General features: G+C 62.2%; 18 protein-coding genes. 10 read left to right on the top strand and 8 right to left on the bottom strand.

All coding sequences use genetic code 11. The features are described 5' to 3' along the window. Positions 1-1,362, bottom strand: a complete 1,362-nt coding sequence (locus BJD99_RS19270; RefSeq protein ID WP_084348758.1) for a protoporphyrinogen oxidase — start codon at positions 1,360-1,362, stop codon at positions 1-3. Continuing rightward, complete coding sequence (gene hemE / locus BJD99_RS19265; RefSeq protein WP_084348757.1) at positions 1,359-2,423, bottom strand: uroporphyrinogen decarboxylase; 1,065 nt, start codon at positions 2,421-2,423, stop codon at positions 1,359-1,361. Before hemE ends, BJD99_RS19270 begins: the two co-directional genes overlap by 4 nt. 156 nt (positions 2,424-2,579) lie before the next feature. On the opposite strand from hemE, the gene BJD99_RS19260 reads away from it, so the two are divergent. From BJD99_RS19260 to BJD99_RS19235, 6 genes are all read left to right on the top strand, one after another. Beyond that, complete coding sequence (locus tag BJD99_RS19260) at positions 2,580-3,179, top strand: DUF3000 domain-containing protein (RefSeq protein WP_084348756.1); 600 nt, start codon at positions 2,580-2,582, stop codon at positions 3,177-3,179. Positions 3,180-3,221: 42 nt separating this feature from the next. Continuing rightward, positions 3,222-4,550, top strand: coding sequence for a ribonuclease D (locus BJD99_RS19255; RefSeq protein WP_084348755.1), 1,329 nt, complete (start codon positions 3,222-3,224; stop codon positions 4,548-4,550). Between the two features lie 72 nt (positions 4,551-4,622). Continuing rightward, complete coding sequence (locus tag BJD99_RS19250) at positions 4,623-5,849, top strand: acetyl-CoA C-acyltransferase (RefSeq protein WP_084348754.1); 1,227 nt, start codon at positions 4,623-4,625, stop codon at positions 5,847-5,849. Further along, complete coding sequence (locus BJD99_RS19245; protein ID WP_084348753.1) at positions 5,846-7,951, top strand: 3-hydroxyacyl-CoA dehydrogenase NAD-binding domain-containing protein; 2,106 nt, start codon at positions 5,846-5,848, stop codon at positions 7,949-7,951. Before BJD99_RS19250 ends, BJD99_RS19245 begins: the two co-directional genes overlap by 4 nt. 214 nt (positions 7,952-8,165) lie before the next feature. Further along, positions 8,166-9,563 (top strand): sugar porter family MFS transporter, encoded by a 1,398-nt coding sequence (locus BJD99_RS19240; protein ID WP_084348752.1) that lies wholly within the window; start codon positions 8,166-8,168, stop codon positions 9,561-9,563. 27 nt (positions 9,564-9,590) lie between these two features. Next, a complete protein-coding gene (locus BJD99_RS19235; protein ID WP_084348751.1) occupies positions 9,591-9,875 on the top strand; it encodes a YciI family protein in 285 nt (94 codons plus the stop codon). Between the two features lie 59 nt (positions 9,876-9,934). Here BJD99_RS19235 and dxs read toward each other — a convergent pair whose 3' ends face one another. Beyond that, complete coding sequence (gene dxs, locus BJD99_RS19230; protein ID WP_084348750.1) at positions 9,935-11,815, bottom strand: 1-deoxy-D-xylulose-5-phosphate synthase; 1,881 nt, start codon at positions 11,813-11,815, stop codon at positions 9,935-9,937. 215 nt (positions 11,816-12,030) lie between these two features. Between dxs and glsA the strand changes: the two genes are divergently transcribed. Continuing rightward, on the top strand, positions 12,031-13,857 hold the full coding sequence (gene glsA / locus BJD99_RS19225; protein ID WP_084348749.1) for a glutaminase A: 1,827 nt from the start codon (positions 12,031-12,033) through the stop codon (positions 13,855-13,857). Between the two features lie 93 nt (positions 13,858-13,950). On the opposite strand, the gene BJD99_RS19220 is transcribed toward glsA, so the two are convergent. Further along, positions 13,951-14,709, bottom strand: coding sequence for an anti-sigma factor domain-containing protein (locus BJD99_RS19220; RefSeq protein ID WP_084348748.1), 759 nt, complete (start codon positions 14,707-14,709; stop codon positions 13,951-13,953). Beyond that, a complete protein-coding gene (locus BJD99_RS19215; RefSeq protein WP_084348747.1) occupies positions 14,706-15,455 on the bottom strand; it encodes a sigma-70 family RNA polymerase sigma factor in 750 nt (249 codons plus the stop codon). Before BJD99_RS19215 ends, BJD99_RS19220 begins: the two co-directional genes overlap by 4 nt. Before the next feature lie 126 nt (positions 15,456-15,581). On the opposite strand from BJD99_RS19215, the gene BJD99_RS19210 reads away from it, so the two are divergent. Beyond that, a complete protein-coding gene (locus BJD99_RS19210) occupies positions 15,582-16,541 on the top strand; it encodes an ATP-binding cassette domain-containing protein (RefSeq protein ID WP_084348746.1) in 960 nt (319 codons plus the stop codon). Then, positions 16,538-17,368: an ABC transporter permease gene (locus tag BJD99_RS19205; protein ID WP_084348745.1), complete on the top strand. Its 831-nt coding sequence runs from the start codon at positions 16,538-16,540 to the stop codon at positions 17,366-17,368. The genes BJD99_RS19210 and BJD99_RS19205 overlap by 4 nt, the downstream gene beginning before the upstream one ends. A 13-nt stretch (positions 17,369-17,381) precedes the next feature. On the opposite strand, the gene BJD99_RS19200 is transcribed toward BJD99_RS19205, so the two are convergent. The 3 genes from BJD99_RS19200 to BJD99_RS19190 form a co-directional block, all read right to left on the bottom strand. Next, on the bottom strand, positions 17,382-17,912 hold the full coding sequence (locus BJD99_RS19200) for a CGNR zinc finger domain-containing protein (RefSeq protein WP_179142418.1): 531 nt from the start codon (positions 17,910-17,912) through the stop codon (positions 17,382-17,384). 300 nt (positions 17,913-18,212) lie between these two features. Then, complete coding sequence (locus BJD99_RS19195; protein WP_084348980.1) at positions 18,213-19,478, bottom strand: class I SAM-dependent RNA methyltransferase; 1,266 nt, start codon at positions 19,476-19,478, stop codon at positions 18,213-18,215. A 5-nt stretch (positions 19,479-19,483) separates the two neighbouring features. After that, complete coding sequence (locus BJD99_RS19190; RefSeq protein ID WP_084348744.1) at positions 19,484-21,481, bottom strand: APC family permease; 1,998 nt, start codon at positions 21,479-21,481, stop codon at positions 19,484-19,486. A gap of 230 nt (positions 21,482-21,711) precedes the next feature. On the opposite strand from BJD99_RS19190, the gene BJD99_RS19185 reads away from it, so the two are divergent. Beyond that, positions 21,712-22,377 carry a TrkA family potassium uptake protein gene (locus tag BJD99_RS19185; protein WP_179142417.1) on the top strand — a complete coding sequence of 222 codons (666 nt, stop codon included), beginning with the start codon at positions 21,712-21,714 and terminating at the stop codon, positions 22,375-22,377. The last annotated feature ends 28 nt before the right edge of the window (positions 22,378-22,405 follow it).

The raw sequence follows: 22,405 nt of genomic DNA, 5'->3' as shown, positions 1-22,405 counted from the left end.
CTATCGTGCCACTTCCGCTATGCGTGTGGCTGCTCTGGTGGCCGAAGCGACACAAGCCGGCACTCCGACGCCGTGACTCCACGCACCGGCAACGGCCACACCGTCGACATCCCGCACAGCTGCCTCGATGGCGGCAACTCGATCCAGGTGACCAGGCGCGTACTGCGGTAGGCCCCCACGCCATCGCTGGACGAACGAGGACGACGGCGCAGAGTCCACGCCGGTCACCCGGTGTAGGTCTCGTACGGCTGCCTCGACCAGCTGCTCATCGGACCAGGTGAGCGGACCGGCGTCACCGAATCTTGCCAGCGATGCACGGACGAGTGAGATCCCACGCTCGGCAATATGTGACCACTTCCTGCTGGACAACGTGAACGCCTTGACGGCCAATCCGGCGTCGGTGGCGACGAGTACGCCGGAGTTGTCGGGTAGGTCGACGGCGGTGTCGAACGCCATGGCCACCACGACGGACGACGCGAGCTCGATTTCGGCAGCAGCTGCAGCGGCATCCGGAACGACAGAGCGCAGTATCGACGCCAATGCCGGCGCGGGAACGGCCAGCACCACCGCGTCGAACTGCCCGATCGGATCCACCACCCAACCGCCGTTTTCTCGGCGTACGGACGTCACCGTAGTGCCCAACAGGGTGCGCGGTGCAGCGGCCGCAACCAGCGCATCTATCAAGGTGCGATATCCATCACGCAGTGCACCGAAAACCGGCGCGGAACTCGGAGCCGGAAGCGCGGACGCCACGGCCGCCGACAGACTTGTGGCTCCGGCGTCCAGGGCCGCTGCCAGGGTGGGTAGTGCTGCGCGAACCCCGATCGAATCGGAAAGCCCCGAGTAGACGCCGCCCAGCAGCGGGTCGACCGATCTCGCAAGAACCTGGTCACCGAATCGCGAACCGACCAACTCGGCGACACTGAGGTCGCTGGTTCGGTCCCAGGACAACTCGGTGTCACGCTCACCGGCGATGGTTGCCAGCGACCGTGCATCGACCAGGCCCTCCACGGAGGCAGCGTCCGCGGGGATACCCATCAGCGTCCCGGTCGGGAGTGGGTGGAGCGTCTCGCCCGAGAAGACGAGTGGACGCAATCCGGCCGGATGGACGAGCTGCGCGCTCAATCCGAGCTCATCCATCAGGGCAGGCACTTCGGGTCTGCGGCCGATGAATGCCTCGGCGCCGACATCGAACGGCCCGCCCGCCAACGTGACCGTGCGCAACGTGCCGCCGAGGCGCATCGATTCTTCGACGATGGTGATATCGGCTTCGGGACCCAACTTCTGCCGCAGCCTGAAGGCGGCAACAAGGCCGGTAATCCCGCCACCGATCACCACAACACGAGGCGGCCCTACGGTCACAGCGAGTGCACCAACTCCACAACCCGGGTCAGCACATCCGGATCGGTATCGGGCAGAACTCCGTGACCGAGGTTGAAGACATGCCCCACAGCGCCTGCTTCGACGGCGCGATCGCCCTCGGCGACGATGCGCCGAACCTCACTCTCGACGGCATCCCAACCGGCGAAGAGCACCGCAGGGTCCAGGTTTCCCTGCAACGCCTTCCCCGGGCCGACGCGTCGGGCTGCGACATCGAGGGGAATTCGCCAGTCGACACCGACCATGTCGGCACCGGCCTCTCCCATGGCACCGAGGAGTTCGCCGGTCCCGACACCGAAATGAATCTTCGGTACGCCGGCCGGGGACATCGCATCGAGCACCTTCGTCGAGTGAGGCAGCACGAACTCGCGGTAGTCCGCCAGTGAGAGCGCGCCTGCCCAGGAGTCGAAGAGCTGAACCGCGTCGACACCCGCCGCTAGCTGTGCCTGCAAGAACGTGATCGTCGTGTCGGCGAGAGTGTCGAGAAGGGTGTGCCACGTTGCCGGATCCGAGCGCATGAGCGCTTTGGTCTTCTCGTGGTTCTTACTCGGTCCACCTTCGACCAGGTAGGAGGCGAGCGTGAACGGAGCCCCTGCGAATCCGATGAGCGGGGTATCGCCCAATTCACGGGTCAGCGTGGTCACCGCATTGGTGACCGGCTCGACCTGCTCGGCGCTCAACTGCGGCAACGCTGCGACGTCGGCTGCCGAACGTACCGGCGACGCCACCACCGGCCCGGTTCCGGCAACGATGTCGAGATCGATACCCGCGGCCTTCAGCGGAACCACGATGTCCGAGAAAAGGATGGCTGCGTCGACGTCATGGCGTCGAACCGGCTGCAGCGTGATCTCGACAACCAGGTCGGAAGTGAAGCATGACTCGAGCATGCCGGTACCGACTCTGAGCTTGCGGTACTCCGGTAGCGATCGCCCGGCCTGCCGCATGAACCACACCGGACGACGCGATGTCGCCCGTCCCGCGATGGTGGCCAACAAAGGCGCGTCGGGCAGCTGACGGCGAGGGTACGGCGCGATTGTGTTCATTGCCATCCATGCTGCCACGAGATAAGAATATTGCCGCCATGCAGGCCTGAGCGCGACTCATGGCTCCGTCGACTCCAGGTCGGTTGCCCTGCAGTCGGTCGCACTTGCGGCGCGCCTCCGACGAACCCGAAGGTGACGAGTCTAACGTCCGGAGTCGTGACCAATCCCGGATCCACTGCCGAACCTGCGCCGTTTCGATCGGCGATCGAGGCGATGCACCGGGCCGTCGTGCACCCAGCCATCGAACTCGGACCGATCCGCCCACCGCAACGCCTAGCCCCGTTCAGCTACGCGATGGGTGCTGAAGTTCAGCATTCGACTTCCGAAGATATCGCGGAACAATCCGACGGCGATGCGTTCGGCCGGCTGATTCTGCTCTACGACCCAGACGGTGACGAAGCCTGGAACGGAACAATGCGTCTCGTCGCTTATATCCAGGCCGACGTCGATGAATCTCTTGCCTCCGACCCCATGTTGCCCGAGGTGGCATGGAGTTGGTTGGTCGATGCGTTGGAGAGTCGGTCGGAGTCGATGAACGCCCTCGGCGGGACGGTGACGTCGACGAGTTCGGTCCGCTACGGCGATATCGCCGGTCCGCCGCGAGCCCATCAGCTCGAGCTGCGCGCGTCGTGGACCCCCACCACCGGCGAGTTGGCTCCGCATGTCGAGGCCTTCTGCGAGGTGCTTGCTTATGCAGCTGGGCTGCCACCCGCCGGCATCACCGAACTCCGCACACACGGTGGTAACCGGACCTGAGTTCGCACGGCGTCGCGGCACGAGGGCTTAGAGTCTGCTCTCATGTCAGCGATGAGTTCCAACGATGCCTCGGACGTAACGAACGACGGTGACAGTGTCGATGCGCCCGCTCCGAAACCCCTGTTGGCGCCTGCCGACGGCGTTCCCGCAGTTGTCGACACCGTCGAGGGCGTGGTGGCGGCAGCCGAACTGCTCGCGGGTGGTCACGGCCCGCTCGCTGTCGATGCCGAGCGTGCGTCGGGTTTCCGATATTCGCAACGCGCCTACCTATTGCAGTTTCGACGACGCGGCGCAGGCACCGTCCTGCTCGATCCGATTCCGGTCACCGGTGCACTCGAACCGCTGGCTTCGGTGATCAATCCTCTCGAATGGGTCCTGCATTCGGCGGACCAGGATTTGCCAGGTCTCGCCGAGCTGGGGCTCGTGCCTGCGGCGTTGTACGACACCGAACTGGCCGGACGACTCGCCGGTTTCGAACGAGTCGGGCTGGGCCCGATCGTCGAACGCACGCTCGGCTTGTCGCTTCAGAAGGGACACGGAGCGGCAGATTGGTCGACACGTCCACTCCCCGACAGCTGGTTGAACTACGCCGCGCTCGACGTCGAAGTTCTGCTCGAGCTGCGTGATGCGATGGCAGAGGAACTCGCCGCGAAGGACAAAACCGAGTGGGCACGACAAGAGTTCGCGCACATCCTTGCGCTCGGTCCAGCAAAGCCCAAGCCTGACCGCTGGCGAAAGACGTCGGGAATCCACGCGGTCAAGTCGGCGAGGGTATTGGCCTCCGTTCGTGAATTGTGGCGCTCACGCGACGAGATCGCGGCACACCGCGACATTGCGCCGAGCCGCATTCTGCCCGATTCGGCGATTGTCGCCGCAGCGACGGCAGATCCGAAAACGGAGGGCGAACTACGTGCACTTCCGGTCTTCGGTGGTCCGCGTCAGCGACGCTCGACCAAGGTGTGGCTGTCTGCCCTCGAGCGCGCACGACGCTTGCCGACCGAGGAGCTTCCACCCAAGTCGGCTCCCTTCGACGGCCCTCCTCCGGTGAATCGGTGGGCACGTCGTGAACCCGAGGCTGCGGAGAGACTGGCCACCGTGCGTGCGGCGATGACAGCATTGAGCGAGGACGTCGAGGTGCCGGTGGAGAACCTGCTCATGCCCGATCTGCTTCGCCGCCTGGTGTGGGATTGGACACCTGTCGATCGTGATGTCGCGGAGGACATCATCGACAAGAAGCTCACCGAGGGGCAGGCCCGGCCGTGGCAGCGCGAGCTGGTCGTACCAGTTCTCGCCGCCGCGCTGACCTCTGAGCAAGAGACCGGTACCCCTGAACACGAGAGCGGTACCCCTGAGCAAGTTACCGGCGGGTAATACCGGCTAGAGTGGATGGCGGTCCGGCGTCAGCCGGGCCGCAATTCCGCATCTTCCCGGGAGGATCGAAGCGTGTCTGTACCCGCGTCCACAAGCTCACAGCGCAATGTCGTGTTCGTAGACGGCATCCGCACACCGTTCGGCAAAGCAGGCCCCAAAGGCATCTACGCCGACACTCGCGCCGACGACCTCGTCGTCAAAGCGATCCGCGAACTACTGCGCAAAAACCCGGCTCTGCCCCCGGAGCGCATCGACGAAGTCGCCATCGCGGCTACGACGCAGACCGGTGATCAGGGGCTGACCATCGGGCGCACGTCCGCTCTCCTCGCAGGACTCCCCCACAGCGTCCCCGGATTCGCCATCGACCGCATGTGTGCGGGCGCAATGACCTCCGTCACGACGACAGGTTCCGGCATCGGATTCGGTCAATACGACGTCGTCATCGCCGGTGGCGTCGAGCACATGGGCCGCCACCCGATGGGCGAAGGCGTAGACCCCAACCCGCGCTTCCTCACCGATAGGCTCGTCGATCCGAGTGCACTCGTCATGGGCAACACGGCCGAGAATTTGCACGATCGGTTTCCGAGTATCACCAAGGACCGCACCGACGCCTATGCCGTCGCGAGCCAGAACAAGTACGAGGCCGCCAAGAAGGCCGGCTTCATCGCCGACACACTCGTACCGGTAGCCACCAAGTCCGCTGCTGGTTGGGGCCTTGCCACCGAGGACGAGCCACCGCGTCCCGGAACAACCATCGACGATCTCGCGAAGCTCAAGACTCCGTTCCGCCCAGCGGGCCGGGTCACAGCAGGAAATGCTGCCGGTCTCAACGATGGTGCCACCGCTGCGATCCTCGCCGGCGAGGACACTGCGCACGAGCTCGGCCTGAACATCGGTATGCGTATGGTCGGCTTCTCGTTCGCAGGCGTCGACCCTGCTGTGATGGGCATCGGACCGGTCCCCGCTACCGAGAAGTTGCTCGGCCGTACCGGTTTGAGCATCTCCGATATCGGGTTGTTCGAAATCAACGAGGCGTTCGCAGTGCAGGTTCTCGCATTCCTCGAGCACTACGGCATCGCCGACGACGATCCCCGCGTCAACCAGTGGGGCGGCGCCATCGCCTGTGGGCACCCCCTCGCCTCCTCTGGTGTGCGACTGATGACTCAGTTGAGCCGCCAGTTCGCTCAGCGCCCCGACGTTCGTTACGGCCTGACGACCATGTGCATCGGTCTCGGCATGGGCGGAACCGTCATTTGGGAAAACCCGATCCACTCCGATTACTCAGGAGCGAAGGCATGAGCGACATCACCACAGCGTTCACGGACGAGGTAGTCACGAACGCGTTCACCAAGATCATCTCCGTACCTGGCCTCGAAGGCAGCATTGCCCTCGTAACCCTGGACAACGGCTGCGACCACACCAAGCCGTCGACATTCGGTCCGGCCGGACTCGCGCGGTTCGATGCCGCCCTCGATGAGGCCTTCGCAGCTGATCCCGTTGCTATCGCGGTGACCGGCAAGCCGTTCATCTTCGCCGTCGGCGCCGACCTCAACGGCGTACCCAACATCAAGACCAAGGACGAGGCGCTCCAGATCGGGCAGCTCGGCCACAAGGTGTTCCGCCGCCTGCGCGAGTCACGCATCCCGACGTTCGCTTTCATCAACGGCGCTGCACTCGGCGGTGGACTCGAAGTCGGACTGCACTCCCACTACCGAACTGTCGCTGACAACGCCGCAGCGCTGGGGCTCCCCGAGGCATTTCTCGGACTCGTTCCCGGCTGGGGCGGCACCCAGTTGCTGCCCAACATCGTCGGCGCTTCCACCGCAGTGACCGTCATCATCGAGAACTCGCTGAACCAGAACCGCACGCTGAAGCCACAGCAAGCTGTGGACCTGGGCATCGTCGACGCCATGTTCGGCGGCGCCGACTTCATCGAGCAGTCTCTTGCATGGGCTGTTCGGGTGTTGAACGGCGACGTCGTTCCGAATCGGCCCGAGATCGACCGCGGCCAGGCGTGGGACGACGCCATCGCGCGTGCGAAGGGCATCGTGGCCGGCAAAACAGGCAACTTCGCGCCGGGTCCAGTAGCTGCGGTAGAACTGCTCGAGCTTGCCAAGAACACCGACATCACCGATCCGGCTTCGCTGGACAAGGCCTTCGCCGCAGAAGACGATGCACTGTCGACGTTGCTGGTCAAGGACGAACTTCGCGCCGGGTTGTACGCGTTCGATCTCACTCAGAAGCGCGCGAAGCGTCCCGCAGGCGCACCCGACAAGTCGCTGGCTCGCAAGATCACGGGCGTCGGCATCGTCGGTGCCGGGTTGATGGCCAGTCAGCTTGCTTTGCTGTTCGTGCGTCAGCTGAAGGTGCCCGTCATTCTGACCGACATCGACCAGGAACGCATCGACAAGGGCGTCGGTTACGTCCATGGCGAAATCGACAAGCTGCTCGGCAAGAAGCGCCTCTCCCCCGACGCCGCGAATCGACTCAAGGCGCTGGTGTCCGGATCGATCGACAAGGCCGCTTTCGCCAAGACCGATTTCGTCATCGAGGCCGTGTTCGAAAACCTCGATGTAAAGAAGAAGGTGTTCGCCGAGGTCGAGGAATTCGTCTCCGCTGAAACGATTCTCGCGACGAACACGTCTTCGCTGTCGATCACCAAGATGGCAGCAGATCTGAAGCACCCGGAACGCGTTGTGGGGTTCCACTTCTTCAACCCCGTAGCCGTGCTTCCACTTCTCGAGGTAGTCAAGGGCGAGAAGACCGACGATGCAACGCTGGCAACAGCATTCGCGACTGCGAAGACACTCAAGAAGTCCGCGGTTCTGTCCGCAGATCTTCCGGGCTTCGTGTTCAACCGCTTGGTGACCCGCGCATCCAACGAGATCATCGGGGCGATCGACGAGGGCACCCCCTTCGACGTCGCCGACGGCGCAGTAGGCGAACTCGGTATGCCGATGAGCCCGTTGACTCTCCTCGCTCTGGTCGGGCCTGCCGTCGCATTGCATACGGCCGAAACGCTTGCAGAGGCTTACCCGGATCGGTTCAAGGACTCGCCCGGATTCCGCGCCCTGGTCGAGGCGAAGAAGCCCGGCGTCTGGACGTACGGACCCGAAGGCCAGGTCGTCGACCCCGAGGTTGCTGCCCTATGGCCGCAGGGTGACTCACCATCGACTGCAGAGCAGGTGCTCGATCGCACCCGCAACGCAATCGCCGACGAGATCCGAATCATGCTCGACGAAGGCGTCGTCGCGGCACCCGAGGACATCGACCTCTGCCTGCTACTCGGCGGTGGGTTCGGATTCTGGAACGGCGGAATCACGCCGTACCTCGATCGTAGTGGCGCCTCGGAGGCGGCCACCGGGCAGCGGTTCCTCGCTCCCGGTGTTGCCAGCATCTGAGCTGAACACTGGGAGGACGGCCCGCACTTTCGTTGTGCGGGCCGTCTTTCGTTTCGATACCGTCGCCATTTCCCTCACACCCGGCGCCTGCCCTTTACGTGCGGTAACTCTTCGGGGCAAGATCCGCCGATTTCCACCACTTTCGAGCGGGTCGGGGCCATGATGGCCTAACCACCATCGCTGCTGGCACACGACCTCGAAAGCTGGGTTCGCAATGACGCAACCTACAGATCGCTACACCGCGAAAGTCATCGGAGTCACCGTCGCTGCCGCGGTCGGGGGATTTCTTTTCGGTTTCGACAGTTCGGTCGTCAACGGCGCGGTCGATTCGATTCAAGAAAATTTCGGCCTGAACTCGTTCATCACCGGTTTCGCCGTCGCCATTGCGCTACTCGGTTGCGCAGTAGGCGCATGGTTCGCCGGACGACTCGCTGATAGCTGGGGACGCAAACGCGTCATGCTGCTCGGCTCAGCATTGTTCACCATCTCTTCCGTCGGTTCAGGTTTCGCATTCAGCGTTCCGGACCTGATGCTGTGGCGAGTCATCGGCGGACTGGGCATCGGGATCGCTTCGGTGATCGCGCCTGCATACATCTCGGAGATCGCCCCGGCGAAGTATCGGGGCGGTCTTGCGTCACTTCAGCAGTTGGCGATCACCATCGGTATTTTCGCCGCATTGCTCTCCGACGCGGTACTGCAGAACGCCGCAGGTGGGCCATCGAACGACCTGTGGTTCGGAATGGAAGCTTGGCGATGGATGTTCCTCGTCGGCGTCGTTCCCGCGCTCGTGTACGGCTTCCTCGCTACGCTCATTCCGGAATCGCCCAGATACCTGGTAGGCAAGCACCTCGACGAGGAAGCCGCGCGCATTCTCGGTGAAATCTCCGGCGAAATGCATCCGAACGAACGAGTCAAGGAAATTCGGCTCACACTCAGAGCTGAAGCCAAATCTTCGTTTGCGGACATACGAGGGCCCAAATTCGGCCTGCAACCCATCGTCTGGGTCGGTATCACCATGGCGATTCTGCAACAATTCGTCGGCATCAATGCGATTTTCTACTACTCGACGACTCTGTGGAAATCGGTCGGGTTCAGCGAAAATCAGTCTTTCGTCACCTCGGTGATCACCTCGGTCATCAACGTGAGCATGACCTTCGTGGCGATTCTGTTCGTCGATCGATTCGGTCGAAAGAATCTATTGCAGATCGGTTCCATCGGAATGTTCGTCGGTCTGGTTCTTGCCGCAGCATCGTTCACCCAGTCGATCGGGTCCGGGGACAACATCACCCTCCCCGACCCATGGGGTCCGGTCGCCCTCGTGGGTGCCAATCTGTTCGTCATCTTCTTCGCCGCCACATGGGGTCCGATCATGTGGGTCATGCTCGGTGAAATGTTCCCCAACCGAATGCGCGCGGTCGCGCTGGGCATCAGCACTGCCGCCAATTGGGTAGCCAACTTCGCAATCACGCTGGCTTTCCCTCCGCTGACCGAGACGATCGGCCTCGGATTCATCTATGCGTTCTTCGCGTTCTTCGCTCTGCTCTCCTTCTTCTTCGTCAAGTTCAAGATTCGCGAGACCAAGGGCATGGAACTCGAAGACATGGTTATCTGAGCCGCTCCTCGCAGAGAGTGAGATGTCATGTCCACGTTTATCGTCGAATATTCCTACACACCGGAATCATCGTCCGGTAGGGACGATCACCGGACGGATCACCATGCATGGCTCACCGAGATGATCCGACGCGGGATCGTGCGATCTTCCGGACCGTTGGCGGACCACACTGGCGCAAAGTTCATCGTCGAGTCGACGGACTTGGACACGGCCAGTCGACTGTTCACCTACGATCCGTTCGTTCGCGCTCATCTCGTCAAGGACGTACGCGTCGTCGAATGGTCGCCTCCTACTGACGATTCCAGCGACTGACTTGAACGATCCGATCGACACGACCCATCATGGCGCTGCCGGATGCACCAAGCGAAAGTTCAGGGCGACTTGGACCATCCCACGATTCGCTGTGCGACGTCTTCCGAGGTCAAACCGAGCTCATTGAAAATCTGCTCACGAGAAGCGTGATCCAGGAACCTCTGTGGCACACCGATGTCGTGGCAGATCGTGTCGACACCCGCGGCGCGGACAGCGGCAGATACGCTCGATCCGATTCCGCCATGTAGACCCGAATCTTCGATCGTGACGACGAGACGGAAATCCTTGGCCATCTCGAGGAGCGACTCCGGTACCGGAAGCACCCAGCGTGGATCGATCACTGTAACCGAAAGCCCCTGAGCTGCAAGCTTTTCAGCTGAATCGAGCGCCAATGAAGCGAAGGCCCCCACAGCGACGATGAGAATATCGCGCTCTCCGGACTCCGGCTCGACAAGAACGTCGACGAGACCGTCGAGTCGTCGCAGCGCTGGAACATCATCCGTCACGGCACCTTTGGGGAACCGCAGTGCCGTGGGACCGTCGTTGATCGCCAAAGCTTCGGCGAGCTCCTCCCGAAGGGTCGCGCAGTCACGAGGAGCGGCGACACGAATTCCTGGCACTATCCCCAGCAGCGACATGTCCCACATGCCGTTGTGACTGGCGCCGTCGTTGCCGGTGACACCTGCACGGTCGAGAACCAACGTAACCGGTAAGTTCAGCAACGCCACATCCATGAGCAGTTGATCGAATGCACGATTGAGGAACGTCGAGTACACAGCTACGACTGGGTGCATCCCGCCGAGCGCGAGGCCTGCCGCCGAGGTCATGGCATGCTGCTCAGCGATCCCGACATCGAAAAGCCGACCGGGGTACTTCTCGCCGAATGCAGCCAAACCTGTCGGGCCGGCCATCGCCGCGCTGATCGCGACGATGTCTTCACGGTCAGCCGCGATATCGATGAGTTCACGAGAGAAGACCGACGTCCAGTCCGGTGCAGCCACCGAACGTGATTGTCCGGTAAGCGGATCGATGACACCGGTGGCATGCATCTGATCGGCGACATTGTTCTCGGCGTGCGCGTAACCCATCCCCTTGCGCGTCACCGCGTGAACGATCACCGGGCCGCCGTAGTCCTTGGCACGTCGAAGTGCCGACTCGAGCGCCGGCTCATCGTGGCCGTCGACGGGTCCGAGGTACTTGATACCGAGATCGGTGAACAGGACCTGAGGACTCAGCGCGTCTTTCACCCCGGCCTTCATTCCGTGCAACATCGCGTATGCGGTCTTGCCGACGAATGGAATCTTGCGCACGATGCGTCGACCGTTGTCGAGGACCCGCTCGTAACCGGGTTGTAGCCGAAGCGCTGCGAGATGCTCGGCGAGGCCGCCTATCGTCGGTGCGTAGGAACGTCCGTTGTCGTTGACGACGATGACAACCGAGCGGTCCTTGCCTGCCGCGATGTTGTTGAGGGCCTCCCAACACATGCCACCTGTCAGGGCACCGTCGCCGACGACGGCTACGACATGCCTGTCGGTTTGCCCCTTCAGTTCGAAAGCTTTTGCCAGTCCGTCTGCGTACGACAGCGAAGCCGATGCGTGTGAAGACTCCACCCAGTCGTGCTCACTCTCTGCACGTGAGGGGTATCCGGAAAGACCGCCCTGCTTGCGCAGCGAATCGAAAGCTCCGGTCCGACCGGTGATCATCTTGTGTACGTAGGCCTGGTGGCCGGTGTCCCAGATGATCGGGTCGTGTGGCGAGGAGAAGATACGGTGTATCGCCAGCGTCAGTTCGACGACGCCGAGATTCGGTCCGAGGTGACCTCCCGTCGCCGACACCTTGTCGACGAGGAACTCACGGACCTCGACTGCCAGGTCTGCCACTTCGGACGGGGCCAGTAGGCGCAAGTCCTCGGGCGTCTGGATTCGAGCTAGGACACCCAACGAGATCGCTCCCTCCGGCCGGAAATCTTCGGTCCTTGCAGTCTTGCCTTGTTCGATGCGAACTGTCTTGTCTCCCCAGTCTACGTAGCGTCCCGTGGAGCGACGCCGAGATAGCTCCTACTGTTCGACAATACTGCGGTCCGGCACATGCACCCAACAATCGCGGCGCGTCCATCGTCACATCGAAAGAGGTGGCCGGAGCATAGGGTCACCTCATGACAACTGTCGTGGACCAAATCCTGAAGGACGTGTTCGACGCATGCCGAGACAATACGTCGGGTGCGGTTGCCGACTACATCCCGGAGCTCGCGGCAGTCGCACCCGACGGCTACGGGATAGCCCTTGCGACCAGCGATGGCTATGTCTACGAAATCGGCGACACCGCGACCCCCTTCACCATTCAGTCGATCTCGAAGCCGTTCACCTATGCATTGGCGCTGACAGATCGCGGTGAGGCTGCAGTTGCCCGCAAGATCGACATCGAACCGTCGGGTGAGCCGTTCAACGAGATCAGTTTGGACCCGATCACCGAACGTCCCAGAAACCCGATGATCAATGCCGGCGCAATCACCTCGGCGTCGTTGATCAAAGGACGCACGAGGAAACATCGGTTCGAACGGATCAGGGCGGCGTACTCACGTTATGCGGGCCGAGAACTCACCTTCAACGAGAGCGTGTACGCCTCCGAGGCCAGAACCGGAAATCGAAACCGCGCGATCGGATACATGCTGCGGTCCTTCGACATCATCGAGGAGGATCCAGACGCGGCCGTCGACCTCTACTTTCGTCAATGCTCGATCGATGTGACCGCCGCCGATCTGGCCATGATGGCAGCCACCATGGCCAACAACGGCGTGAACCCACGAACCAGGGAACGAGCTTTGGCACCCGCCCTCGTCGAACGAGTACTCAGCGTGATGACGACATGCGGTATGTACGACGGTGCAGGTGATTGGGTTGCGCGAGTGGGCATGCCGGCCAAGAGCGGAGTAGGAGGTGGACTGCTCGCAGTGTTGCCGGGGCAGATGGGAATTGCGGTGTATTCCCCCCGTCTCGATCAACACGGGAGCAGCGTGCGGGGAGTGGCGACCTGCCGCGAATTGTCCACCAGGCTCGAACTTCACTTCCTGCATGTGACCCGTGCAGCCCGTTCGGCCATTCGCGCTCGTTACACGCTCACCGAAGTACCGTCTCGAAAGCGCAGAAGTGACGTCGAACAAGATGCTCTCGCCGAGTTCGGTACTCGCGCAAGAGTATACGAACTACACGGCGACCTGCTGTTCTCGGGCGCCGAGACGGCTGTACGCGAGATCGGCAATCTCGACGACAAGCTCGACGCGTTGGTCATCGATGTCCGCGGGGTCGGCGAGGTCAGTGACGTCGCGCGCAGCATGTTCGACGCCCTGCACAGTCACCTGGCTGAACGTGGATGCCAAGCCTCGCTGGTCGACCCACAGGGAGTCATGGGACACAAGGTTTCCAGTATCGACCCGAACGCCGGAGCTGGCCGGGTTTTCTCCGACGCAGGCTCGGCCATTCGATGGGCAGAAGAACTGCTACTCGACCGCTACTGCGCAGGGCCGCGGCAACCGGAGACGATCTCGGTATCGGAACATCCGGTCCTGAGCGGACTGACCCCCGCTCAGCACAAGGAAGTGGAAGCGCTGATCGACATCCGGGACTATCCCCGCGGCCAAGTGATCGTGCGCGGCGGAGACCCGGCGTCGGGGCTGTTCCTGGTGCTCGCAGGTGAAGTCAGCTCGATCTTCGTGGCCGACGACGGTTCACGCCATCGAATAACCACGCTGTCGCCTGGCATGAGCTTCGGTGAGATGCCACTTTTGGCCGGCACGACCTTCCTCCTCGACTTCTGCGCGGACACGCCGTTGACCGTAGGGGTGCTTTCGGTCGAGGACTTCGATGCACTGACGAAAAACGCACCCGCCGTGAAACTGGAGCTACTGACCAACCTCGCTACGGGGGCATACCTGCAGATGAACACAGCGATAAAGTCGCTTGGCCAGTTCGAAACGCGGCGCTGAACATCGACCGCGGACTCCCGTTGGAGCCAGGACGCCGGCGGAAAAATCTCCACCGGCGTCCTCGTCCACCCAGCTTCAGCAATCACATTGTTGCTAGGCGCCCAATGTCGCCATTGTCAGCACCTCGGTCGGCTGCGGTGAGCCGCCTGCGGGTTCGAGCGAGAACGCGAAGTTGGTCGCTCCCCCCATACCCTCGATGACCGTCTGGCCGCCTTCCTCGAGTTGCGCCGGCGTGACGAGCCCGACCGATCGTGGAGTTCCTTCGACGAACCACATCTGGTAGTCCTTGCCCGCCTCCGGTGCCGCCACACCGTCGAGTTCCACCACGGCCGAGTCTGCTTCACGTGAATACGAGATCTTCGCAGTACCTCCACCAGGGAAGCTCGCTGTGGATTCCTGCGTGTCACCGTACGCAATCACCTGCTCGGCCTGCGTCGGGCTTGGATCGTTCCCGATCACTTGCGTCGCGACGACACCTCCACCGACTACAACGACCACCGCCGCCGCGGCAGCCATCAACGAGGTACGCAACCTGGTGCTTCGCCGTTCACGGTGACCCTTCATGCTCGTCACGTTCGACGCGGTCACCGGCGGTGGGGTCACCTGCGATGTACGCGGAACTTCGTCGAGAAGCCGTGCGCGAACCTCTGGCGGGGGCTCGACGGCATCGAGCACCGAAGCCAGCGCCAACGTCTCCTGAATCTCCCCGACGAGAATGCCGAACTGGACGCGGGCGGTGTCGTCGACCGACTCGAGATCGCGTTCGATCTCTGATTCTTCTGCTGCGCTGACCGCATGGAGGGCAAATACCTCCGCGGAATCGAGCAGTCGCTGTCGAATCGCTTCGCTCATGAGGGTGTCACCCCCAAACATGTCTTCAACTTGATCAGCCCATCTCGTATTCGCGATTTGATGGTCGGTACCGCTACCTCGAGGCGCTCGGCAACCTCGCGGTAGGTCCAACCGCTGTAATAAGCCATTCGCACAGATTCACGCTGGGTATCGGTCAACGTATCGAGGCATGCGATCACTGCATCGGACTCGAGCCGTTGCGTGACAGCCTCGAGAACCTCGTCGTGCTCGGGTGAGTGGCTGATGGCGCCGTACGCTGCCTCACGGTCGGTACCGGATTGCTCCGACCTGACCCGATCGACGGCCCGCCGATGAGCCAGAGTCATGACCCAAGCGAGCGGACTGCCCTGTTTCGGATCGTAGTTCGGAGCCGATCGCCAAATCTGGAGAAAGACTTCCTGGGTGGTTTCCTCGCTGTACCCGGGGTCACGAAGTACGCGTAGCACCATGCCGTAGACGCGAGCAGACGTCGCGTCGTACAACTCGGCGAACGCACGCTGGTCACCCTGGGCAACTGCTGCCATGAGACGACGAAGACGCTCGGTCTCGTCGGCGCGCAAATTACGCAACTGTGCGCTGGGGACCGCACACGCGGCTCCTTCGGAGTCCACCGATGCCGGCGGGTCGTCGTATGAATCGGATGTCCCCTGAAACGGCGAGTCCGAACTCGGGGTGGCGCTCACCGGACCAAGGTCCCAACTGATTCGAATCTGATCGCGTTCATTGATCAAGAGAGTAGTGCTCATATGGCTCTCACACCGAAACCTCCGCGTTTTCCCGCCGCACAAGGTATTCGGTACACGGAACGAAAGGGATGGGCGAGCGCGAAAAATGGATTGCGGACGAGGCGAAAATCGGGCAATCATGAAGGAATGGACACATCGGCGGCAATATCGACTCACGGCATCGTCAAACGATTCGGCGATACCGTTGCCGTCGACGGTATCGATCTGACCGTTCCATGTGGTGGGGTGTACGGCGTGCTGGGCCCGAACGGAGCAGGCAAGACGACAACCATCCGGATGCTGGCAACGCTCCTCCCCCTGGACGGCGGCAGCGCCCGCATCCTCGGTCACGACCTCGCCACCGAGGCGAGCGCCATCCGAAGCAAGGTCTCGCTCACCGGCCAGTTCGCGTCTCTCGACGAGGACCTGACCGGTACCGAGAATCTCGTTCTACTTGCGCGGCTCTATGGATACTCCCGTCCTGCAGCACGTTCGCGGTCGGAACAACTTCTTACGGCGTTCGGGATCGCCGATGCCGGTGGGCGTCAGGTGAAGACGTATTCGGGCGGAATGCGGCGTCGGATCGATATCGCCGCAAGCATCATCGTCACTCCTGAGCTCATTTTTCTCGACGAGCCGACCACGGGGCTCGATCCGCGGAGCCGAAACCAAGTGTGGGAGATCATCAGGGCACTCGTGGCCGGCGGAACAACAGTGCTGTTGACGACGCAGTACCTGGACGAGGCCGATCACTTGGCGGGTCGAGTCGCTGTCATCGACCGAGGGAAGGTCATCGCCGAAGGGACTACCGGAGACTTGAAGGCGTCGGTCGGGGCAGGTGCACTTCATGTGCGCGTTCTCGATCCGGCGCGGCGCAGTGCAGCCGCCGCGATATTGCGAACCATCCTCACCGACGAAGTCGTGGAGGACGCAGATCCGGTGGCCATCTCTGCGCGAGTCGACTCCGCGTCGTCGGTAGCGGCCGCACTTCCCGCTTTCGAAGCAGCGGGTATCGCAATCGCTTCCTTTGCGATCGGACAACCGAGCCTGGACGAGGTCTTCCTGGCTCTGACGGGGCATGCCTCGGAGACGGAGGCCGCATCATGACCACGACGCTCACCGACGCTTCCGCCTCGGTGGCCGAGGTGCTGCGCAGCGCAGGGCCACGACCATCGAGACCCAGCGCACTGTCCACATCGTCGAGTTTCGGCTGGCGGGCGTTGCTGAAAATCAAACACGTGCCGGAGCAACTATTCGACGTCACGATGTTTCCCATCATGTTCACGCTGCTGTTCACCTACCTTTTCGGTGGCGCATTGGCGGGTTCGACCACCGCCTACATCCAATTTCTGCTTCCCGGAATCCTCGTGCAGACCGTGGTCATGATCACCATGTACACCGGCGTCACGTTGAACAAGGATATCGAGAAAGGCGTGTTCGACCGATTCCGCTCTTTACCCATCTGGCGTCCGTCGCCGCTGGTCGGTGCGTTGCTCGGCGATGTCGTGCGTTACACGCTTGCATCGGTCATCGTGTTGATTCTGGGTGTGATCATCGGATTCCGCCCAGCCGGTGGGATGCTCGGCGTCGCAGCGTCGATTGTGCTGCTGCTGGTGTTTTCGTTCTGTCTGTCCTGGGTGTGGACGATGATCGCGATGATCGTCCGAACTGAATCAGCGGTCATGGCCGTATCGATGTTCATTCTTTTCCCATTGACCTTCGCCAGCAACATCTTCGTCGATCCGCAGACCATGCCTGGGTGGTTGCGAGCCTTCGTCGAGGTCAATCCGGTGAGCTTTCTCGTCACCTCGATCAGATCACTGATGTCCGGAGACACCGACATCACTGCATTGACGGTGACCACGGTGATGTGTGCTGGGTTTCTAGGCGTCTTCGGACCGATCACGATGCGTCTCTACAACCGAAAGACCTAGCTGTGTTCGGTTCCTAGTGGCCGTGTGCCGCCTTTCGTGTTCGATGTCGCCGCACCGCATCACGGTTGGAACAGACAGTCCCGCAGTATCGTTGACGACCCGTTCTGGACACGTCCGCGAACGCGGTGTGGCAATCTTCGGCCGCACACCGACCCAACCGCGACATTCCGCGGCCAGTCAGATGAAGCGCAGTTCCCACGCTGACCAGGGCCCGAATTACTGACCCCAGGGCGATATTGGGGTCTCGATAGTGGATGTGCCAACCATCTCCTGCGTGGTTGGTCAGACGCGGGTAGGCGGACGCACGGGTAAGTAAGCCGTTGAGGATTTCCGCTCGAGATTCATCGGTGGGGGCGTCCACCACCGATGACCATTCGGCCAGAAAAGCCATCGTGTCCACCAGGTCGACGTCACCGGGGACGGTGTCGACAACCAACCCCGCCTCGACGCAGCGCCGTCCGAGTTCCGCGGCCGACTCGGGTGGAGAATTGAGCAAGCCGACTCCCAAGTGCACGGCATACGTTCCGTAAGGGTTGATATGCATAAGACCATTACAGCACAGTGGGGTTATGCATAGCCACGAAAACCACTCCCATAGCTGGGCAACAGTCTCTCGTCACAACACGAGCGAAGGAGCGATCAGCTACCAGAACTGCGCATGCGGAGCCCAGCGGATTCTCTCCTCATGCATCTACGAGCCAGGAATCCTCGCCCTCGTCAGCGCCCGATGAGAGCGCATCTGGTGCGCATTGTTCTCCGATTCGGAGCGGTTGCTACCGATCCTGCACTCTGGCGGCGGAAGGGAATATCCGCAGCCAGAGTGCAGCATTCGGTCCCCTTCGACTTACTTCGTGAACAAGCCGATGCACTCCACGTGGTGCGTGAGCGGAAAGGCGTCGAATGCACGCATCGCTTCGAACGTATACCCAGCATCTCGGTACAGGCCGACATCTCGGGCGAACGACGCTGGGTCGCAACCGATGTGAACGATGCGACGCGGTGAACGTGATGCGACGCTCGAGACGACCTCTTTGCCAGCGCCTGCGCGGGGAGGATCGAGCACGACGACGTCGGGAGCGTCCAACAGCTCCACTACCCGTTCCACCCGGCCGGGCTTGAACGCCACTTGTTTCACGTCCTGCAGTGCTGCGGCGCCGTCCGCTGACGCGCGTCGAGAGAATTCGACACTGACCACCCGCCCGTCGGTGCCGACACTGGGTGCGAGGCTGGCAGCGAACACTCCGACACCGCCGTACAAGTCCCACGCAACCGATCCGGGATTCGGTAGCGCCCATTCGGCCACGACGTCGCTGTACATCTGCGCGGCCCCGCGATGTGCCTGCCAGAAGCCGTTCGCATCCAGCTCCCATTCTCGTCCGGCAACGAATTCGTGTGCCCGCCCGCTACCTACGACGGTGCGCTGCGTCCGCTCCTGCGCCGACGCAGCACGTCGGGCGGACGCACCACGCCTGCCCGGCGAACGTCGCCCCGTTTTCGACACCGCTGCGGGCGCAATCTCGACCACGTGTCGTTCGCCTGCACCGTCGACCGCCACTGCAAGCTCCGCGCCCGGACGCCATTTCTCCTCGTTCAATCCGTCGAGAGCACCCGACACCACCTGGGGGCACTCGAGTTCGGTCACGATGGTCGAACTTCGGTAGCGGTGAAAACCCGCGCGTCCGGCAAGGTCCACGGTCAGTCGAACTCGGCTTCTCCACCCGGTTCCATCTCCCGTGAACGGCAATTCCTCCACCTCGACGTCACGCTCGAGGCCCGCGATACGACGCAGTTGCTCGCTCACCACGGATGCTTTCATCGCCCGGCCCGCAGCCAAGGTCGCGTGCGAGTAGTCACAGCATCCGGATCCACCTGGACCGGATATCGGGCAGAGCGGCGCAATCCGATCCGGTGACGCGTCGATGATCTCCACCGCATCCGCTCGACAGAACGACCCGCCGCGATCCTCTGTCACTGCGGCGCGGACGATCTCGCCCGGTAGTCCGTGACGCACGAACATCACGCGGCCCTCGTGGCGCGCAACGCAAAACCCTCCGTGCCCCGGCGCCCCGAGTGTCACTTCGATGTTCTGGCCTACCCAGTTCTCGCTCATCGTGCTCATTTCGGCGTCGGCGGTTCGTACCCGCGGCGGGACGCACCCGGAGCGTTCTGGATGGACTCGCGTCTCGCTTTCTCCGACGAGTGCAACTGCCACGGGACGCTGGTCACCATCACTCCTGGCTGAAACAGCAGGCGGCTCTTCAATCTGAGGGCACTCTGGTTGTGCAGAATCTGCTCCCACCAGTGTCCGACGACGTACTCGGGAATGAACACGGTCACGACGTCGCGCGGCGAATCCCGGCGCACCCTCTTGACGTAGTCGAGGACCGGCCTGGTGATTTCACGATACGGCGACTCGACGACCTTGAGCGGTACCGTGACGTCGCTCGCTTCCCACCCCCGAACGAGTGCACGTGTGTCCTGTTCATCGACGTTCACCGTGATGGCTTCGAGTGTGTCCGGCCTGGTTGCGCGCGCATATGCCAACGCGCGCATCGTGGGCATATGCAGTTTCGACACCAGCACGATCGAGTGTGTCCGACTCGGCAGGACGCCGTCCCACTCTTCGTTCTCGAGCTCGCGTGCCACCGTGTCGTAGTGCTTGCGGATCATCCGCATCAGAACGAATATCGCGATCATGGCCACGATGGCAATCCACGCGCCGGCTGCGAACTTCGTGATCAGCACAATTACCAACACGGTGGCAGTCATGGCCAGGCCGATGCTGTTCACAATCCGCGAGCGGAACATGTGTCGACGTTGGTCCGGGTCCTTCTCGCTGCGCAGCAAGCGGGTCCAGTGGCGAATCATTCCCGTCTGGCTCAGCGTGAACGAGACGAATACTCCGACGATGTAGAGCTGAATCAGCTTCGTCACTTCGGCACCGAACACGACGACGAACGCGATCGCGGCGCCGGACAGAAACAGGATGCCGTTACTGAAGGCAAGGCGATCACCGCGTGTGTGAAGCTGACGCGGAAGGTAGCGGTCCTGCGCAAGAACCGATCCGAGCACCGGGAACCCGTTGAATGCCGTGTTCGCGGCAAGTACGAGGATCAGAGCAGTGACGACGGTGATGAAGAAGAAGCCGATCGGAAATCCGGAGAAGACGGTTTCCGCCAACTGGGCGATCAAAGTTTTCTGCTGATAGCCCTCGGGGGCGCCGATCAACTGCTCACCGGGATCCATCGCATACTTGATGCCGATCTTCTCGGCCAGAATGATGATTCCCATCATCAGAGTGATGCCGATGACGCCGAGCATGAGCAAGGTCGTCGCGGCATTCTTCGACTTCGGTTTGCGGAATGCAGGCACGCCGTTACTGATGGCCTCCACACCGGTCAGCGCAGCACAGCCGGAAGAGAACGCTCGTGCGATGAGGAATGCGAAGGCGATTCCGTACAGATTCGAGTCCTCGGCTTTCAACTCGAAGACTGCCGAATCCGCCTTCAGATCCTCACCGAAGACGTACACCCGGATCAGCCCCCAGGCCAGCATCAACACCATGCCGACCATGAATGCGTAGGTGGGAACGGCAAAGGCCGCGCCGGATTCTCGGATTCCTCGCAGGTTGATCGAGGTGATGAGCACGATCGCAACGACGGCGAACAACACCTTGTGTTCGGCCACCAACGGCACAGCCGAGCCGATGTTGGATGCCGCGGCCGATATCGAGACCGCAACGGTCAACACGTAGTCGACCATCAGCGCACTGCCCACCGTGAGCCCGGCCGTGGGCCCGAGATTGACCGTCGCTACCTCGTAGTCGCCGCCGCCGGACGGATAGGCGTGCACGTTCTGCCGATAGCTTGCGACAACGACAGCCATCACGACGCAGACGGCAAGGCCGATCCACGGCGTCAACGCATAAGCGGAGATTCCGGCGACCGAGAGGACGAGAAATATCTCCTCCGGCGCGTAGGCCACCGAGGACATGGCGTCCGAGGCGAAAACGGGAAGCGCTATTCGTTTGGGAAGTAGGGTATGACCGAGCTTGTCGCTGCGGAACGGCCTACCGAGCACTAGCCGCTTGGCGGCGGTCGAAACCTTGGACACGGTGCAAAGCGTAGGCCGTCCGAATACGGCCGCACCACCGGTGCGTCCGAAACTCGCCGAACAAGTTCGACGGGCATCCACCGCATTCCTGAAATGCCCGGATTTCGCATCGCAGCACCGGCTGGGCTCGAACGGCGACGTGCCGACGGTTACCTTGTTGTACGAGCACCGAGAGTCGCCGGTCCCTTGCCGGAAGACGAATCGACGCTATCCGAACGGAGCTGGAGCCTGTGTACGTAGTAGTGATGGGGTGTGGCCGCGTCGGCGCATCGTTGGCCGGTGCGCTTCACCGAATCGGCCACGAGGTGGCGGTCATCGATCGAGACGAGACCGCTTTCCTCCGTCTGGATCCGAGCTTCGACGGCCACCGCATCATCGGCATGGGCTTCGACAGGGACGTCCTCGTGCGCTCCGGGATCGAGAAGGCCGAGGCGTTCGCAGCCGTCTCCTCCGGTGACAACTCCAACATCATCGCCGCGCGCGTCGCCCGCGAGACATTCGGCGTCGACAAGGTCGTCGCTCGTATTTACGACGCGAAGCGTGCGGCGGTATACGAGCGGTTGGGGATTCCCACTGTGGCAACAGTCCCCTGGGCTACCGATCGGTTCCTTCATAATCTTCTGCGCGACGATCCGACCACCAAATGGCGTGATCCTTCGGGCAATGTCGCAGTTGTTCTACTCGACATTCACGAGGGGTGGATCGGCAAGAAGCTGGCACTGCTCGAAGAATCGACTCGTTCACGTGCGGCATTCCTCATCAGATTCGGCACCGGACTTCTACCCGACAAGCGCACGATCATTCAGGCAGACGACGAGATCTATATCGCAGCGGTGTCCGGGACGGTTGCCGAGGCAATCGCGCTGGCAGCCAATCCCCCGCCCTCCGACGACTAGTCACATCCGCACCGAGACGAACGGGAAC

This window comes from Rhodococcus sp. 1163, from assembly GCF_002091985.1.
In the GTDB taxonomy this organism is placed as follows: Bacteria; Actinomycetota; Actinomycetes; order Mycobacteriales; family Mycobacteriaceae; genus Rhodococcoides.
The sequence above is the reverse complement of the archived record's forward strand: the minus strand, read 5'-3'. Positions and strand labels throughout refer to the sequence as shown.

Excerpts from the sequence above, each read along its gene's own strand:
- hemE (WP_084348757.1), bottom strand. The coding sequence starts at position 2,423 with ATGAACACAATCGCGCCGTACCCTCGCCGTCAGCTGCCCGACGCGCCT.
- BJD99_RS19255 (WP_084348755.1), top strand. The coding sequence starts at position 3,222 with ATGTCAGCGATGAGTTCCAACGATGCCTCGGACGTAACGAACGACGGT.
- BJD99_RS19245 (WP_084348753.1), top strand. The coding sequence starts at position 5,846 with ATGAGCGACATCACCACAGCGTTCACGGACGAGGTAGTCACGAACGCG.
- BJD99_RS19240 (WP_084348752.1), top strand. The coding sequence starts at position 8,166 with ATGACGCAACCTACAGATCGCTACACCGCGAAAGTCATCGGAGTCACC.
- BJD99_RS19235 (WP_084348751.1), top strand. The coding sequence starts at position 9,591 with ATGTCCACGTTTATCGTCGAATATTCCTACACACCGGAATCATCGTCC.
- glsA (WP_084348749.1), top strand. The coding sequence starts at position 12,031 with ATGACAACTGTCGTGGACCAAATCCTGAAGGACGTGTTCGACGCATGC.
- BJD99_RS19220 (WP_084348748.1), bottom strand. The coding sequence starts at position 14,709 with ATGAGCGAAGCGATTCGACAGCGACTGCTCGATTCCGCGGAGGTATTT.
- BJD99_RS19215 (WP_084348747.1), bottom strand. The coding sequence starts at position 15,455 with ATGAGCACTACTCTCTTGATCAATGAACGCGATCAGATTCGAATCAGT.
- BJD99_RS19210 (WP_084348746.1), top strand. The coding sequence starts at position 15,582 with ATGGACACATCGGCGGCAATATCGACTCACGGCATCGTCAAACGATTC.
- BJD99_RS19205 (WP_084348745.1), top strand. The coding sequence starts at position 16,538 with ATGACCACGACGCTCACCGACGCTTCCGCCTCGGTGGCCGAGGTGCTG.
- BJD99_RS19200 (WP_179142418.1), bottom strand. The coding sequence starts at position 17,912 with ATGCATATCAACCCTTACGGAACGTATGCCGTGCACTTGGGAGTCGGC.
- BJD99_RS19195 (WP_084348980.1), bottom strand. The coding sequence starts at position 19,478 with ATGAGCGAGAACTGGGTAGGCCAGAACATCGAAGTGACACTCGGGGCG.